This window comes from Pseudoxanthomonas spadix BD-a59, from assembly GCF_000233915.3.
In the GTDB taxonomy this organism is placed as follows: domain Bacteria; phylum Pseudomonadota; class Gammaproteobacteria; order Xanthomonadales; family Xanthomonadaceae; genus Pseudoxanthomonas_A; species Pseudoxanthomonas_A spadix.
Genome location: NC_016147.2, coordinates 2,813,365 through 2,829,712 on the forward strand (window position 1 = coordinate 2,813,365; position 16,348 = coordinate 2,829,712).

Genomic DNA, 16,348 nt, shown 5'->3' on the forward strand with positions numbered 1-16,348 from the left:
CGGTTTTCCCGGACACCTGCGTTGGTACCAGGACACGCCGTCAAGGCACGCATCGCTTCCTGCGTCGATTCGGTCTTTCTTTTACAGGACAAGGCACATGGGACTGGCCACGCCACCCTGATAGCAACCCGCGATCGTGCCCATGCCCGGCCTCGCCGGGGGTTGCCGTGCCCGCAAGGAGCTCACGCCATGAACGTTTCACCGCACCCACGCGCGGCAACTGCCGTGCCGCACTCGCGATCCACCATCCGCATCCTTCAAGCAGGACGTGCCATCGCGGCACTCGCCGTGGTGGCAAGCCACACCCTGCCGGCCACCGACACCTTCGTTGCGCAGGTGCCCGGCCCACTCCGGGCGGTGCTTGCGAAGGGATACCTGGGCGTTGATTTCTTCTTCGTACTGTCCGGCTTCATCATCTACTACATCAACCAGGACATCATCGGCAAACGCGGCTGGCTGGGGACCTATGTGGAAAGCCGCGTCACCCGCATCTACCTGCCGTACCTGCCGGTGGCGGTGGCGCTGGGGGTGTTCTACACGCTGGCGCCGGGAGTCGGCAATGCGGGCGTGCCCTGGTCCTGGTGGAGCACGCTGACCCTGCTGCCCAACGGGCCGCACTCCACGCTCGGCGTCGCCTGGAGCCTGTCCTTCGAACTGTGCTTCTACGCGTTGGCAATGCTGTTCCTGCGATCCGGACGGCCGCTGCTGTGTGCGTTCCTGTGGGCCTGCCTGATCGTAGTGCGTCAGCTGACCCAGCCGGCCTTCGAGACGCCGTTTGATCTTTCGCCTGCGTCCATCCTGCTGAACCCGATCAACCTGGAGTTCGTCTTCGGCATGTTCGCCGCGCACCTGGCGCTGCACGGGCGAGGCCGCAATGCATGGCTGTGGCTCGGCGCGCTGGCCTGCTTGGCCGGCGCGGCGGCGCTGGAATTCGACCGGGTCTATTCACCGCTGTTCGGCCTGGCACTGGCCTTGGCCCTGGTGCCGATGATCCGGGCCGAGTGGAGCGGCCATGTGCGGGTGGGGCGCTGGCTGATGGTGCTGGGCAATGCGTCCTACGCCATTTACCTGGTGCATTTCCCGCTGCTGTCGGTGATCGCACGGGTGGTCGGGCATGCAGGCCCGCTGGCCACCTACCACGTCAGCATCCTGGCCGGACTGGTGCTGTCGATCGCCGCAGGCATCTGCTATCACCTGGTCTACGAAAAGCCGGTCCTGAAGTGGGTCAGGACGCAGATCGGGCGGGCGTTCTGCGCACACCACGCCTGGACGCGCCGCATTCACGCGAAAGAACACTTCAACTGACTGGACGCAGCATCGCAAGACCAGTGCCGCGCCGCTGTCCGGCCTAAAGCAGCTTGTCCAGGGTGATCGGCAGGTCGCGGATGCGCTTGCCGGTAGCGTTGTAGATGGCGTTGGCCACGGCCGCGGCGGTGCCGGTGATGCCGATCTCGCCCACCCCATGTGCGCCCAGCGGCGAATGCGGATCGGGCGCATCCGTCCACATGATCTCGATGCGCGGCACGTCCAGCTGCACCGGCACGTGGTACTCGGCCATGGTGGGATTCATGATCCGCCCGGTGCGCGGGTCGAACCAGGTGTCCTCGCTCAGCGCCAGGCCCAGGCCCATGACGATGCCGCCGCGGAACTGGCTGGCTGCGGTCTGCGGATTGAGGATCCGACCGGTGTCGAACGAACCCAGGAAGCGGCTCACGCGCACCTCGCCGGTGACCTCGCTCACCCGCACCTCGCAGAACTGCGCGCCGTAGGAATGCATGGAGTACTTCATCATCTCCATCGGCGGCGGTGCGCTGGCTTCCGCTTCCACGTGCGCCTGGCCGGCACCGCGCAGCAGGTCGACGAAGCTCTCGTAGGCGTCGTCGCGGTCGACCCCGGCCAGCCCGCCATCGCGCAGTTCCACCTGATCGGGCTTGAGGCCATGCAGCGGCGAATCCTTGGGCGCCAGCTTCAACAGCGCCTTGACCAGCGCCTGGCTGGCTGCCTCGACCGCGGCCAGGGTGCCGGCGGTCTGCGAGGAACCGCCCGCCATCGCGCCGGCAGGCAATGAAGTGTCGCCGTACTCAAATGCCACCTGCTCCAGCGCCAGACCGAGCCGGTCCGCTGCGTGCTGGGCCTGCACGGTCGCCGTGCCCATGCCCATCTCGTGGCCGGCGGTGGAGACCGTTGCACTGCCGTCGGCGTCGATGCGCACGCGCGCGGCGCTGCCGGGCATGCGGTAGTAGGGGTAGGTCGCGGTGGCCACGCCCATGCCGATCAGCCACTCGCCGTCGCGACGCGCACGCGGGGTGGGCGAACGCTGGTCCCAGCCGAACGCCCTGGCTCCATCGGCGTAGGCCTTGAGCAGGTGGCGCGAGGAAAACGCGCTGCCGCTGGTGGGGTCCTTGTCCGGCTCGATCCGCCGACGCAATTCGATCGGATCGAGCTGCAGCTGTTCGGCCAGTTCGTCCAGGGCACTTTCCAAGGCAAAGGTGCCCACCGATTCACCCGGGGCACGCATGTAGGTGTTGGCCAGCATGTCCATCTCGGCGACCTGCTGCTCCAGGTAAAAGTTGTCGGCGGCGTACAGATGGCGCGCCGGAAAGGTGAACTGCTCCGGCACGTTGTTGTGCGCGGTCATGGCCACCACGCCGGTGTGGATCAGCGCGGTCAGCGTGCCGTCGGCGTTGGCCCCCAGTGCCACGCGCTGTTCGGTCAGGGTGCGCCCGCCAATCAACCGGAACACCCCCTCGCGCGTGAGCGTCAGGCGCACCGGCCGGCCCACCAGCCGCGCTGCGGCCGCGGCCAGCATCTGGGGGGTCCACAGGCCCTTGCCACCAAAGCCGCCGCCGACGAACGGCGACAGCACGCGCACCTGTTCGGGCTTGAGGTCGAACACCTTGGCCAGGGTCTTGGCCGTGCCGTTGAGCATCTGGGTGGCGTCGTGCACGACCAGCGTGCCCTGGTCCCAATGCACCGTGACCGCATGCAGTTCGATCGCGTTGTGGTTGTGGCGCGGGGTGCTGTAGCGCTGGTCGACCTTGAACGGCGCCTTGGCCAGCGCAGCGTGCGCATCGCCTTTGTCCACGACTGTCGATTCGCCCAGCACCGTGTCCGGATGGTGCGCGTGTTGCTTGGCCTGCTGGAAGTCAGTGACGGCATCGGCCGCAAGCGCGTACTCCACCTGGACCCGCCCGGCGGCAAAGTCGGCCTGCTCCTGGGTCTGGGCCAGGACCACGGCCACCGCTTCACCATTCCAGTGGATGCGCTCGTCCTGCATCACCGGCAGGGCGCTGCCGGCCACTTCATCGCCCTCGCCAAATGCGCCGGGTGTCTTCATGCGCGGGGCATTGCGATAGGTCATGACCTGGACCACGCCCGGCGCGGCCTCGGCGGCGCTGGTGCCCAACACCGTGATCCGGCCGCGTGCGATGGTGCTGTGGACGATGCAGGCGTAGAGCAGCCCGTCAAGCGCGACCTCGGCGGCAAAGCGCGCCTTGCCCTGCACCTTCAACGGCCCGTCCAGGCGCGGCGTGGCCGCTCCGATGTGGGTCCGCCTGCCATCCAGCTGTTGCGGCTCGGTGCCGGGCAGCACCCTGGCCGGGACGTGCCGGATCACGGTCTTCATCAATTCCTGCATGGTCATGGGGCCGCTCCAGCCAGTTCGGCCAGCACGGCCGTGGTGGTCCGGCGGACCAGGTCGATCTTGAAGGCGTTGTCGCGCAGCGGCTGCGCCTGGGCCAGTTCCAGGTCCAGGGCATGCGCGATCGCGGCCGCGTCCGGCCGCTGCCCGCGCAGGGCGGCCTCGGCCTTTGATGCGCGCCAGGGCTTGTGCGCCACCCCGCCCCAGGCCAGGCGCAGGTCGGCGATGCGGCCGGCCTCATCAAGCTGCACCGCCGCGGCCACCGACACCAGCGCGAAGGCATAGCTGGCACGATCACGCACCTTGCGGTAGCTCGAGCGCATGCCCTCGGCCAGTGCCGGCACGGTGACCGCGGTGATCAACTCACCGGCGGTCAGCACCGTGTCCTGTTGCGGCGCCTGCCCGGGCAGGCGATGGAACTCCACCAGCGGGATCGCGCGCGCGCCTTGCGGGCCCTGGCAGTGCACCACCGCGTCCAGGGCGGCCAGGGCCACACACATGTCCGACGGGTGTGTCGCCACGCACGCCGGCGAGGCGCCGAGGATGGCGTGCATGCGGTTGAAGCCTTCGCGCGCATCGCAGCCCGCGCCTGGGGTGCGCTTGTTGCAGCGCGCGGCCTGGTCGTAGAAGTACGTGCAGCGCGTGCGCTGCAGCAGGTTGCCGCCGACGGTGGCCATGTTGCGGATCTGCGCCGAGGCACCGGCCAGGATCGCGCGTGACAGCAACGGCGCATGCCGGCGCACCGTCGGATCGACGGCCACGGCGGTGTTCTTGGCCGCCGCGCCCAGCGACAGGCTGCCGTCAGCGCCCAGGCGGATGTCGGCCGACAGCGCGGTCACATCGACCAGCGCGTCGGCCTGCTCCACGCCTTCGCGCATCAGGTCGACCAGGTTGGTGCCGCCGCCCAGGTAACGGGCGCCGGCCAGGGCCGCACCACGGATGGCCGCCTGTGGATCGGCGGCCAAGGTATAGCTGAAGGGGTTCATGCCGATTGGGCCTCCAGGGTGTGGCGGATCGCATCGACGATCCCGTTGTAGGCACCGCAACGGCACAGATTGCCGCTCATGCGTTCGCGCAGCTCCTCATCGCTGGGCGCGATCGGCGCACTGCACAGGTCGGCGGTGACATGGCTGGGCTCGCCCCGCGCCAGCTCATCGCCCATCGCCACCGCCGAACACAACTGGCCCGGGGTGCAGTAGCCGCACTGGAAGCCATCGTGGGCAATGAAGGCCTGCTGCAGCGGATGCAGCGCGTCCGCATCGGCCAGGCCCTCCACCGTGGTGATCGACCGGCCCTGGTACTGCACCGCCAGGGCCAGGCAGCTGTTGATGCGCATGCCATCGACCAGCACGGTGCAGGCGCCGCAGGCACCCTGGTCGCAGCCTTTCTTGGTGCCGGTCAGGTGCAGGTGTTCGCGCAGCAGGTCCAGCAGCGAAGTGCGTGGGTCGAATTCGGCCTGGACCGGCGCGCCGTTGATGATGAAGTCCATGGTGTTCTCCGCTGGCATGGGGCAAGCCCGTCCGCTTGCGTGGGTTCTTTTATCGCAAGGCGAATGTTGCCGATGCGTCGCTCTTGCGTGCACGGCTCGATCACATGCGCCCGGGCCGGCCACTTGGCGGGCACCCGGGTTTACCAGTACTCGCGGCAGTCCAGGCCATGGCGCTGCAGCACCGGCTGTACATGGTGGTACCAGCCGGAGGGCGCCTTCATTGGCATGATCACCATCGGCCCATCGCGATCGTCGGCCACCGTGGCGGCCAGCTGGAACATCTCCAGCTTGTGGCCGCCTCCGGCCAGCTCATTGAGCGCGGCCACGACGTTGTTGAACAGCGCGCTGCCCTCACCTGGCGCCGATACACCACAGGTGCGAAACAGATACGACTTCATCTCCATGGAGTGCTCGCGGACGCAGAAATTCATGAAGCATCAGCGTGCACAGGGCCCACTCATGCCCACGTGAAGCCGCTGAGTGGGCCGATGGGATGCACAGGGCGGACCTCGGCGCCCGGCTCACGCTTCAGGCCGGCTGCGCATCGGCATGCGCGCGGATCCGCACCGGCACGCCCTTGGAGGCCGGCGTCTTGGAGGCCTGGTCGTGGTACCACAGCGGCACCAGCGCATTCATCTCCGGGTAATAGCCGCCCACACAGCCATCGGGCAGATTGAACGGGGTGACCGTCAGCCCGGCCACCACCCGCGTGGCACCATCGTCGGCATCACCGAGCAGATCCACCAGCTGGCCTTCGCGCAGGCCCTGGCACTGCATGTCGGCAGGGTTGATCAACAAGATGGCGCGCGCGCCCTCCAGCCCGCGCAGGCGGTCGCTGAACCCGTAGATGGTGGTGTTGAACTGGTCGTTGGAGCGCATGGTGATCAGGTGGAAGCGGCCCGGCGCATCGCCCACTCCCAGCGCCGAGAGCACCGTCGGGGTGGTGAACTGCGCCTTGCCGCTATCGGTCTTCCACACCCGCTCACGGGCCGGGTTGCCGCGATAGAAGCCACCGGGCTGGAACATGCGTGCGTTGTAGTGGCCGAACATCTCCGGCCAGGTCTGTTCGATCAGGTCGCGCACCCGGCCGTAGTCGGCAGTCCAGGCATCCCACTGCCATTTCGGATGCGCCGGCAGGGTCGCCTTGGCCAGGCCCGCAACGATCGCCAGCTCCGAGCGCAGATGCTCACTGGCTGGCTTGCGCCGCCCGATCGAGCCGTAGATATGGCTGAAGCTGTCCTCCATCGAGACCGACTGCGCCGCGCCGGCCTGCAGATCCTGTTCCGAACGCGCCAGGCACGGCAGCAGGTAGGAGGCGCGGCCATGCACCAGGTGGCTGCGGTTGAGCTTGGTGGCGATGTAGACCGTCAGTGCCTGCCCGGCCCAGGCCGGTTCCATCACATCGCGATCGGGAATGGCGCGCACGAAGTTGCCGCCCAGGCTGACGAAGGCGCGGACCGTGCCTTCGCACACGCCTTGCACACCTCGACCGTGGTCATGCCGGTCTCGCGCGGTGGCTCGAAGTCGAACAGCTGCCTGAGCCGGTCCAGCGGCACCAGCTCGGGCTTTTCGGTGATGCCGACCGTGCGCTGGCCCTGCACGTTGGAATGTCCGCGCACCGGCGACACGCCGGCGCCGGGCCGGCCGATGTTGCCGCGCATCAGCAGCAGGTTGACCAGCATGGCCACGCTCTGCGAACCACGCACATGCTGGGTCAGGCCCATGCCGTACACGCCGATCACCCGCTCGGCCGCCAGATAGACCTCGGCGGCCGCTTCCAGCTCGGCCCGGGCCAGGCCGCTGGCCTGCTCGATCGTGCTCCAGTCGGCGGCCCGCGCACAGGCGGCAAAGGTCTCGAAGTCGTGGGTGTGTTGTGCAATGAAGTCGCGTCCAGCACCCCGGCCGAGCCCTCGGCGCGGCGTGCATCGTCCACCGCCAGCACGTGCTTGCACAGGCCCATCAAGGCGGCGATGTCTCCGCCCGGGCGCACCTGCAGGTATTGGTGCGCCAGTTCGGTGGTATGGCCGGTCAGCACCTGCGCCGGGTTCTGCGGATCGATGAAGCGCACCAGCCCCTGCTCGCGGACCGGATTGAACACCACGATCTTGCAGCCACGCTTGACCGCCTCCTGCAGCGGGTGCAGGAAGCGCGGGCTGTTGGTGCCCGGGTTCTGGCCGAAGTAGAAGATCGCATCGCAGTGCTCGAAGTCCTCCAGCGTGCAGGTGCCCACTGGCGAGCCGATCACCTTCTTCAGCCCCACCGAGGTGGTCTCGTGGCACATGTTGGAGCTGTCGGGCAGGTTGTTGTGCCCATACATGCGCGCGAACAGGCCATACAGATACGAGGTTTCCAGGCTGGCCTTGCCCGAGGCATAGAACACCACCGACTTTGGGTCGAGCTGCTTGAGTTCAGCGGCAATGCCGGTGAAGGCCTCATCCCAGCTGCAGCGCAGGTAGCGGTCGCTGGCCGGGTCGTAGCGCAGCGGTTCGGTCAGCCGCCCCTGGATCTCCAGGTCGTAGTCCTGCCACTGGCGCAGTTCGGCCAGGGTGTGCTGCTCGAAGAATGCTGGCGTGCAGCGATCGCGGGTGAGTTCCCACAGGGTCGACTTGGCGCCGTTTTCGCAGAACTCGAACACGTGCGGCTTGGCCGGCTTGCCCCAGGCACAGGAGCTGCACATGAAGCCACCAGGCTTGTTCTGTTTGGCCAGCGTCTGCAGCGCCCCCGGCGAGGCATGATCGTGCAGCGCAACCAGGGCCATGCCCCGCAGCGAACCCCACCCGCCCACCGGCCCTTGCGGCTGCGGGCCGTGCTTGCCGTTATCCATCGTATGCACTCCCTTGATTCAATCGATTCACAGCACCGCCTGCGCGCCGGCGATGGTGATCAGTGCGCCAGAAGTGTAGCTGGCCGTGTCGGTGGCCAGCATCACGTACGCCGAGGCCAGCTCGGCCGGCTGGCCCGGACGCCCGAACGGCGTCTGCGAGCCGAAGGTCTTCACCTTTTCCTCGGCCATGCCGGCAGGAATGAACGGGGTCCAGATCGGCCCGGGCAACACCGCATTGACGCGGATGCCGCGCTCGGCCAGCAGCGAGGCCAGGCCCAGGGTCATGTTGGCCACCGCACCCTTGGTGGTGGAGTACGGCAGGATGTTGGGCGTTGGATCCTTGGCATTGACCGAGGCGGTGTTGATGATCGAGGCCCCTGGCTGCAAGTGCGGCACCAGTTGCTTGATCAGGTAGAACGGGGCATGGACGTTGGTGGCAAAGGTCCGGGTCCACTCGTCCAGGGTGATCTCCTCGAAGGACTGGAAATAGCGCTGATAGGCCGCGTTGTTGACCAGCACATCCAGCCCGCCGAACGCTTCCAGCACGCCGGCGGCCAGGGTTTGGATCTGCGCCGGGTCACGCAGGTCGCAGGGAAACGAATGCCCCTGGACGCCGGCGGCCTTGATCTGCGCAAGGATGTCGACTGCATCGTCCTGCTCCTCGGGCAGGTGCGCGATGGCCACGCTGGCGCCTTCCCGGGCAAAGGCAATGGCCACTGCCGCACCGATGCCGCTGTCGCCCCCGGTGATGAGCGCGCGCTTGCCTTCCAGGAGCCCGTGGCCGACGTAGCTGTCCTTGCCGATATCGGGCACCGGATCGGTCCTGGCACTCTTGCCGGGGAAGGGCTGCTGCTGCGGCTTGAATGGAGGACGCGGGTAGTCGGGAATCGGCATGGGCATGACTCCAGGGAGAAAGGCAAAAGCGTGCCGGCCCTGCGGACAGAAGCAGGTGAACTGCACGCGCTGCCCCCGTGCACGCGGCATGAACGTTCCGCGGTCCCGGCGGGCGCCTACTTGCCGGTTCTGGACGGCGCCTGGACCTGCACCCAGGTGGGGGCGTGGTCACTGGCTTTTTCCAGGTCGCGCACCCAGCGGTCCACGCCTGCATCGCGCAGGGCCGCGGCCAGCACCGGATTGAGCAGCAGGTGGTCGATGCGCAGGCCGCGGTCGCGCGGCCAGTGCTGGCGGAAATAGTCCCAGAACGTGTAGATGCGGGCATCGCCATGGACCTGCCGCAGCGCGTCGGTCCAGCCCTGGGCCAGCAGCTCGGCGAAGGCCTGTCGACTCTGCGGCTGCAGCAGCGCGTCGCGGCGCCAGCCCTTGGGATCGTAGATGTCCGCGTCGGTGGGCACCACGTTGTAATCGCCGATCAGCGCCACTGGATGCGGCAGCTCCACCAGGGTCCTGGCATGGCGCGCCAGTCGCGCCATCCACTGCAGCTTGTAGTCGAACTTCGGTCCCGGCTGCGGATTGCCGTTGGGCGCGTACAGGCAGCCGACCACGATGCCGTGGATCGCCGCTTCGATGTAGCGGCTTTGCCCATCGCCCGGGTCCCCGGGCAGCCCGCGCCGGCTTTCCACCGGATCCTGGCCGCGCGCCAGCAGGGCCACCCCGTTCCAGGCACGCTGGCCCTGCCAGATCGCGCCGTAGCCGGCCTGGGCGATGGCTGCCTGGGGAAAGGCGTCCTGGCTGCACTTGAGTTCCTGCAGGCCGACGATGTCCGGCTGCTCGCGCTGCAGCCATGCCAGCAGGTGCGGCAGGCGCGCGCCGATCCCGTTCACGTTGTAGGTGGCGATCTTCAACAGCCTGGCCGGCATGACGTGCTCCTCGCAGTCCCCCACCAAGGTGGGTGAGCGGTTCTGCGCGCAGCGTGAAGGCTGTGGCCGGCAGGACCTCACCGTGCATTGATCCACCGGTGCGCATCTTGGGCCCTTCCGTTTCCAGGCAGGATCACCATGACCGACCACCCGCCGGACCTGCGCTACCAGCCATATCTGCAGGCCATGGCCGTGCCCGGCCCGCACGAGGCGCAGGTCGCGCAGGAACTGGCCGAGGCGCTGCTGTCCATCTCCGAGCAGACCTGGCGCGACGGCCACCACGCGCTGCGCAGCGTGCATGCCAAGCGTCATGGCCTGCTGCAGGCGCACCTTGAAGTCTTGCCCGACCTGCCCGAGCCGCTGCGCCAGGGGTTGTTTGCCCGGCCCGGCCGCTTCGAGGCGGTGCTGCGCCTGTCCACCACGCCAGGGGACCTGCTGCCTGACCGGGTCTCCACTCCACGCGGCGTGGCGCTGCGTGTGCTTGAGGTGCCGGGCGAGCGCCTGGAAGATTCTGAAGCGCAGCGCGGTCAGGACTTCATCATGGTCAACGGCCCGCGGTTCAACGCGCGCGATGGCCAGGCATTCCTGCGCAGTCTCAAGCTGCTGGCCATGACCACCGACCGGGCCGAGCGCGCCAAGGAGCTGGGCTAGGCGCTCCTGCGCGGCACCGAGCGCGCCCTTGAAGCCGTCGGCGGCCAAAGCGCCACGCTCAAGGCGATGGGCGGCGAGCCGGCACACCACATCCTGGGCGAAACCTTCTACACCCAGCTGCCGCTGCGCTATGGCCACTACGTGGCCAAGTTGCAGCTGGCACCGGTGTCGCCGGCGCTGCTGGCCCTGCGCGATGCACCGATCGAGCTGAAACAGGACAACGCACTGCGCGAGGCGGTGGCTGCTGCAGGAGCGACGCTGCCCGGCGTGATCAACCGCTGCACGTCCAGGGATGGATTGTGCTTGCACCGCGCATTGCCCCACCCGCCGGTAACGCGCGACGCCGCACGAACCCCTGCAACTGCGCAGCTTCGGCATCCGCGCGTTCGAGGAGCGCCTCGGGTTTTGCATCGCGCCATCTTCTGAGGAATGGCGCGCGCAGAAGCATTGTTTATGCCAGGTATTCTTGAAGGCAAACCCAGCTAGATACCAAGGTATGCCCGCTTAACTTCTTCATTGTCGCGCAGTGCCCAGCCTTCCCCGGAGTGGGTGATTTCCCCGGACTCCAGTACGTACCCGATGTCCGCCAGAGCCAGCACCGCGGCCGCGTTCTGCTCCACGATCAGGATGGTGATCCCCTCGTGCTGGAGGCGCTTGATGACTTCGAAGACCTCCGAGACCAGGAGCGGTGAGAGCCCCATGCTCGGTTCGTCCAGCAGCATCAGTCTGGGTTTGGCCATCATGGCACGACCGATGGCCAGCATCTGTTGCTGTCCGCCAGACAATGTCCCGGCCGGCACTTTACGCTTGTCCCGCAGCACCGGGAATATGTCGTAGATGTGGTCAATTTCACGGCGAACGGCGGACCCTTTTTCGGTCCGGCTATATGCGCCCAGCACAAGATTGTCCTCAACGCTCAACGGCGCAAACACTTGACGACCCTCCGGAACGTGCGCGATGCCGTCGGCGACCCGTTGCGCCGGCTTGATTCGACACAGGTCGCGGCCCTCAAAAATCATCTCCCCGCCACTGGGCGCCTGCAATCCGGAGATGGTCCGCAGCAAGGTCGTCTTCCCGGCTCCATTGCTGCCTACGAGGGCCACCAGTTGGCCCTTGCCGACCTGAATGGACACATTCCGCAAGGCGGCGATACGCCCATAGTGGGCACTCACACCCCGCAACTCCAACAGAGGTTGCGCATCGGCTTTGATGCGTGTGACCGAAGTACCTCCCAAACCCAGCGGTGGTTGGGCCTGGGCCGTAATATGCGAACGCAAAAGGGCGTACTTCTCGTGCGCCTGTTCGCCAAACAAGGGATCCTTGTTATTGGCGAAGGCATCGTCGATGGCCTGCCAGTCCGACCCTGTCAGATGCTCGCGTGCCAACCGAAACAATTGGTCCTCCTCCTGGCGCATATGCGCGCGCTGAAAACCAATGTAATCATCAGCCAACTTGGCGTACGTGCCCAGATCCAGGTTCCCATCAGACAGCGCGGCCCGCAGGCGACCCAGCCGCTGCGCCTCTTGCTGGTGCTGCTGCTGGAGATCAGCGATCAGGGTGCGCGCGTCATCAGTGCGCGCGAGCAGCGCCGTAAACAGGTATCTGTCCTCCTTCGGGTGGTGCACCTGGTCGATATAGCTCTCCAAGTAATCCAATTCCAGCTCCACCAGGCCTCGTTGTAGCACGCCACTTTCACGCGCTGCGCGTGCAGATTCCTCCAGGACATTAAGGATCTGCCACATACCGCGATGTTCCGCCTGAATCTTTTCCAATGCCTTAATCATCATCGCTTGCCCAACCCATTCGGCTTGCTGGTTATATGGCGCTGCCCAGATAGGCTGCCACGACATCCGGATTGCACCGCACCTCAGCCGGCTTCCCCTCGGCGAGCTTCTTGCCATAGTTGATCACCAAGATATGCTGAGAGATTCTCATCACCAGCTTCATGTCGTGTTCAACCAATATTATGGTCAGACCGTCTCCGCACAGCTTCTCGATCAGGCTGGTTAAATCCGCCTTCTCCGATGCCCCCAGACCGGCGGCCGGCTCATCGAGCAAGAGCAGCTTCGGTTCGCAGGCCAGCGCTCGAGCAACCTCCAGACGTTTGAGCGCGCCATACGGCATCGAGCCGGGGTGGTCGTTTATATAGCCCTGCAGGCCCACGTATTCCATCAGCTCGGCGGCCCTGTCGCGCGCCTCCCGCTCGCCGTCGCGGATGCGCGGCAACCGCAACACCGACGGCAACAGCCGACTTTCCAACTTGAGATGCCGGCCCAACATGACGTTCTCCACCGCGCTCATGTTCATGCAGACCTGCGGGGTCTGGAAGGTGCGCCCCAGACCCGCACTAACCCGGGCCTGGACCGGCTTACCTATCAGGTTGTCTCCAAAGAAGCGGACCTCGCCGTGTGTCGGCTGATAGATTCCGGTAATCAGATTCAAAAGGGTCGTTTTTCCCGCACCATTGGGGCCAATAATGGAGTGTATGGAACCTTGCGTGATCCCAAAAGACAAACCGTCAATGGCACGCACGCCTCCAAACTCCTTGCTCAGAGAAACAACTTCCAGCGCGTTCAACGCTTGATCCTCCGCCAGATATTCACCAACGAAGGCTGCAAGCCTCGCGGCATGAACATCATCACACCGATGAGGATGAGGCCAAAAACCAGCGTCTCGTATTCCTCAACGACAGTCAGCACCTGCGGCAGAAGAGTAATGAGAGCGGCGCCGATGATCGCGCCCACCACAGAACCCAGACCGCCGACCAACACCATCAGCACCAGTTCAATGGAATGCATGAAGTCAGCAAGCGATGGCGAAATGAACCCTGCATACAGTGCAAGAAACCCGCCCATCAATGCAGCCACCAAGGCCGACAGGGTAAACACAAGAAGTTTACTCCAGGCGACATTTATTCCCACCGAGCCAGCGACCGCATCCGGGCCCTCCAAGGCACGCAACGCTCGCCCCAACGGGGAATTGATCAAGTTGGTCGACAGCCAGAAAACCAGAAGCAGCAGAATGGCAACCAGCCAGTACCAATGTGCGGGGTCGGTCAGGGTGACGGCAAACAGCTCCAATCCAGGAACTGCCATGCCTTCAGGCCCACCGGTGAGCCAAACTTCGTTGCTGATCACCAGATAGATAATCATACTGAGCGCCAACGTCGCGAGTGCAAGATAATAGCCCTTCAGACGCAGGATTGGCCGTCCCACTATAAAAGCGATGAACGCGGCGCCGGCCGCGCTACCCAGCAGTGCCAAAGGGACCGGCCAGCCATAACGCGACGACAGGATGGCTGTCCCGTATGCGCCCAGTGCGACGAACCCTGCATGGCCCAGACTGATTTGTCCGGCGTAACCCATAAGCAAATTCAGGCTTATCGCGATAGTGGCATTGATGCAAATCATCACTGCCACGTGATAGTGAAACCCCGACTCTAGCGCCAGTGGCAGGAGAGCCAGAAAAATAGCCAGGACCGCAACATTGACGACCGGCCGCCGTAGAAATATCCCAGCAGTACTGCGTTGGTTTTCATTTTTCCCGCCAGTGGAGGCGACATTTCGTTTTACCTTTACCTGCGTCATCAAACACGCTCCCCAGCCCGAGCAATGCCACCAAAAAGACCGCGGGGCATAAAGATCAGAATCAATATAATCAATAAATAGGCTATTGCGTCCTTATAATCCGAGGAGCCGTAACCCGCCATCATGGACTCAGCCACGCCCAGGGCCAGACCGCCGAGCAAGGCACCGCGAAAACTGCCCAGCCCGCCCAGCACAGCTGCCACGAACCCCTTCAAACCCAATACCAGGCCCGCAGCTGAATGGGTGAACGCGATTGGCGCGATCAGCACCCCCGCCACAGCTCCCAACAGCCCGGCCAGGCCAAAAGTGAACAGTTGCATTCGTCCAGTGTTGATGCCCATCAGGGTGGCCGCGTCGCGATCCAGCGAAGTCGCAACGATCGCCTTCCCCGTCAGGCTGCGGCTAAAAAAATACGCCAACAGCACGACCACCACTGCGGTCGATCCGATCACCCATAGGCTCTGCGGAACGACCGTGACGCCTCCCAGCCGTATGACCTCGTCACCGCTAAACGATGGCAACGAATAAAAGCCCTTGCCCCACACCAACTCAGCAGCGCCGCGTAACACCAAGCCGACACCCAGCGTGATGATCACCAGCCCCAGCGGTCCGGCTTTGCGGGCCGGCTCAATGGTGAACTTGAACATCAGCAATCCCACCAGCCCGCCGGCGAGGACCCCGAGTGACAATGCCAGCGGCAGCGGCAGGCCAGCGCCCAGACAGGCGACGGCCGACATGCCACCGAGCATCTGCAAATCCCCTTGGGCAAAGTTCACCACATGACTCGCGTTGTGGACAAGCACGATGCCCAGGCCAATCAGGCCGTACATGGAACCAATGGTCAAGCCAGTAATCAAATACTGAAAGAACTCAGACATAGATATAACTTCCTGCGTGATTTCGCTGCCGCTGGAATCTCCAGCCGTCACAGCGACTAGACCCGATCACCGCTCCGTAGCACCAAGTTTGGACCGGCCCCGGCAACGATCGCCGAAGCCGGTCCCACATACAAAGATCAGCCCCCGAAGTCATACCTGGCAGAGAACTGAAGCCGCGTCTGATTTCCTCCTGCGCCATCGACGAGCTCCCGCGCACCATGCTTGACCTCAGCGCCGACCGTGACAGCCTTCGTCGGTGAGTACAGGAGATTGACCAAGGCGCTCCAGGACTTCTCAGAGAGCCTTTCACCGTCAAGATCTGCGTTTTCCATGCCAAAACCGAAATTCGTTCTCCACTGGGGACTGAAACGGTGTGCGATGCCCGCATTGAGCGACACATGCTTCACAGCGTCGATTTTGGAGCCGTCGTCCGCGACCTCCACATCTGGCGCAAACGCCAGTCCGGTGTAACGACCTACCCCGCTACCAGCCAGGGCCATGAATTTCAGGCTGGTAGCGTCGCCTAGCGGCACATTACCGGCCACACCAATGCCGTAACCTGTTGCGGTCTCCCCGCTCAGAGTCGGCGTGGCCGTTGCACCAAAATTCGCCACCCTTCCATCCACCTCGAGCCGCCGCAAAATCCCCGTGACCGCGAATTGGGCTTTACCCGCGTTGAACGAATAACGGGCCACGAGATCGGGGACCACCCCATTAGTGTATTCGCTCTTCAGGCTGGCCAGCGATGTATCAGAGCCGCTGACCTGAGCGGTCGTTGTAGGGCGCTCCAGGGAGATGGCAAATGGCCCACTCGTATAACGGATTTGCGGCTGACGCGGCGTGAACATACCCTCGCTAAGAGCAAAGAAATTCAGCGACTCCAAAATGGCCGGTCCAAATAGCCCTGTGCTCCAGGTCTGCCCAAAACCCCATGAGCCGTACTGGAAGTAAGCATGACGCATGTTTACCCCCTGGTTGTTGGTGGTGCTGGTCCCGTTCAACACCGCCCGACCCGGGCCAAAATCCATCTCTATCAGTCCCTTTAACGGCGTTCCCGTGCCTACGTCGGTATCTGTCCGGAATGAAAAGCGCGACTCTTTTGCATGCATGGTCAGGCTCTCCTCAGAGTCCCGATCCCCTATCGGCGTAGCGCTAGGGACATAAAAGTCCCGCAGCTCTTCTGCCGGGAAATTGCCATCGCTTGTTCGGACCGCAATCGTATCAAGCTTGATGAAACCGTCCATCGTGATGGTCGTGTTTCCCATCTTGAAGCCGTTCTCCTGCGCCATCAGCGGGGCCGAAGCGAGCACTCCCGCACAACTCGCTGCTGAAACGCCAGCTGCAAAAATTCTAGACATAAACATAAATTTCCCCTCCCTATCTATTGGTTAAGTGATTCATATACCGCTTAGCCACTTACTTATCCCCTGCTTTACTTGCGGCCCTCCGCCGCCTAACCGAG

The 16,348-nt window shown here is 64.7% G+C and carries 15 protein-coding genes and 2 pseudogenes; 3 read left to right on the forward strand and 14 right to left on the reverse strand.

Annotated elements, in window-relative coordinates:
- The first annotated feature begins 189 nt into the window (after positions 1-189).
- The gene (locus DSC_RS12725) at positions 190-1,305 is read left to right on the forward strand and encodes an acyltransferase family protein (RefSeq protein ID WP_083833553.1); all 1,116 of its coding nucleotides are present in this window, start codon (positions 190-192) and stop codon (positions 1,303-1,305) included.
- 43 nt (positions 1,306-1,348) lie between these two features.
- Here DSC_RS12725 and DSC_RS12730 read toward each other — a convergent pair whose 3' ends face one another.
- The 9 genes and pseudogenes from DSC_RS12730 to DSC_RS12760 form a co-directional block, all read right to left on the reverse strand.
- Complete coding sequence (locus DSC_RS12730) at positions 1,349-3,643, reverse strand: xanthine dehydrogenase family protein molybdopterin-binding subunit (protein WP_014161583.1); 2,295 nt, start codon at positions 3,641-3,643, stop codon at positions 1,349-1,351.
- Positions 3,640-4,626, reverse strand: coding sequence for an FAD binding domain-containing protein (locus DSC_RS12735; RefSeq protein WP_014161584.1), 987 nt, complete (start codon positions 4,624-4,626; stop codon positions 3,640-3,642). Before DSC_RS12735 ends, DSC_RS12730 begins: the two co-directional genes overlap by 4 nt.
- Positions 4,623-5,150 (reverse strand): annotated as a pseudogene (locus DSC_RS12740) (2Fe-2S iron-sulfur cluster-binding protein); the annotation flags it as partial. The gene DSC_RS12735 and the pseudogene DSC_RS12740, both read right to left, overlap by 4 nt.
- 119 nt (positions 5,151-5,269) lie before the next feature.
- Positions 5,270-5,560, reverse strand: a complete 291-nt coding sequence (locus DSC_RS12745; RefSeq protein WP_014161586.1) for a hypothetical protein — start codon at positions 5,558-5,560, stop codon at positions 5,270-5,272.
- Positions 5,561-5,657: 97 nt separating this feature from the next.
- The gene (locus DSC_RS17105; protein ID WP_014161587.1) at positions 5,658-6,602 is read right to left on the reverse strand and encodes a molybdopterin dinucleotide binding domain-containing protein; all 945 of its coding nucleotides are present in this window, start codon (positions 6,600-6,602) and stop codon (positions 5,658-5,660) included.
- Positions 6,527-6,853: a hypothetical protein gene (locus tag DSC_RS17435; protein ID WP_202944883.1), complete on the reverse strand. Its 327-nt coding sequence runs from the start codon at positions 6,851-6,853 to the stop codon at positions 6,527-6,529. Before DSC_RS17435 ends, DSC_RS17105 begins: the two co-directional genes overlap by 76 nt.
- Before the next feature lie 14 nt (positions 6,854-6,867).
- On the reverse strand, positions 6,868-7,953 hold the full coding sequence (locus DSC_RS17440; protein ID WP_014161589.1) for a molybdopterin-dependent oxidoreductase: 1,086 nt from the start codon (positions 7,951-7,953) through the stop codon (positions 6,868-6,870).
- A gap of 27 nt (positions 7,954-7,980) precedes the next feature.
- Positions 7,981-8,847 carry an SDR family oxidoreductase gene (locus DSC_RS12755; RefSeq protein WP_014161590.1) on the reverse strand — a complete coding sequence of 289 codons (867 nt, stop codon included), beginning with the start codon at positions 8,845-8,847 and terminating at the stop codon, positions 7,981-7,983.
- 134 nt (positions 8,848-8,981) lie between these two features.
- A pseudogene (locus tag DSC_RS12760) lies at positions 8,982-9,770 on the reverse strand (exodeoxyribonuclease III); the annotation flags it as partial.
- Positions 9,771-9,908: 138 nt separating this feature from the next.
- On the opposite strand from DSC_RS12760, the gene DSC_RS12765 reads away from it, so the two are divergent.
- On the forward strand, positions 9,909-10,421 hold the full coding sequence (locus tag DSC_RS12765) for a catalase family protein (protein WP_014161592.1): 513 nt from the start codon (positions 9,909-9,911) through the stop codon (positions 10,419-10,421).
- Positions 10,422-10,487: 66 nt separating this feature from the next.
- Positions 10,488-10,847: a catalase gene (locus DSC_RS15755; protein ID WP_014161593.1), complete on the forward strand. Its 360-nt coding sequence runs from the start codon at positions 10,488-10,490 to the stop codon at positions 10,845-10,847.
- Between the two features lie 56 nt (positions 10,848-10,903).
- On the opposite strand, the gene DSC_RS16215 is transcribed toward DSC_RS15755, so the two are convergent.
- The 5 genes from DSC_RS16215 to DSC_RS17285 form a co-directional block, all read right to left on the reverse strand.
- The gene (locus DSC_RS16215) at positions 10,904-12,205 is read right to left on the reverse strand and encodes an ATP-binding cassette domain-containing protein (protein WP_083833612.1); all 1,302 of its coding nucleotides are present in this window, start codon (positions 12,203-12,205) and stop codon (positions 10,904-10,906) included.
- 31 nt (positions 12,206-12,236) lie between these two features.
- Complete coding sequence (locus DSC_RS12775) at positions 12,237-12,998, reverse strand: ABC transporter ATP-binding protein (RefSeq protein WP_043290666.1); 762 nt, start codon at positions 12,996-12,998, stop codon at positions 12,237-12,239.
- The gene (locus DSC_RS12780) at positions 12,995-14,008 is read right to left on the reverse strand and encodes a branched-chain amino acid ABC transporter permease (protein WP_148268140.1); all 1,014 of its coding nucleotides are present in this window, start codon (positions 14,006-14,008) and stop codon (positions 12,995-12,997) included. The genes DSC_RS12775 and DSC_RS12780 overlap by 4 nt, the downstream gene beginning before the upstream one ends.
- Entirely contained in the window at positions 14,008-14,886 is an 879-nt protein-coding gene (locus DSC_RS12785) for a branched-chain amino acid ABC transporter permease (RefSeq protein ID WP_014161597.1), read from the reverse strand. The genes DSC_RS12780 and DSC_RS12785 overlap by 1 nt, the downstream gene beginning before the upstream one ends.
- A gap of 137 nt (positions 14,887-15,023) precedes the next feature.
- On the reverse strand, positions 15,024-16,175 hold the full coding sequence (locus DSC_RS17285; protein WP_238527646.1) for a DcaP family trimeric outer membrane transporter: 1,152 nt from the start codon (positions 16,173-16,175) through the stop codon (positions 15,024-15,026).
- Between the last annotated feature and the right edge of the window lie 173 nt (positions 16,176-16,348).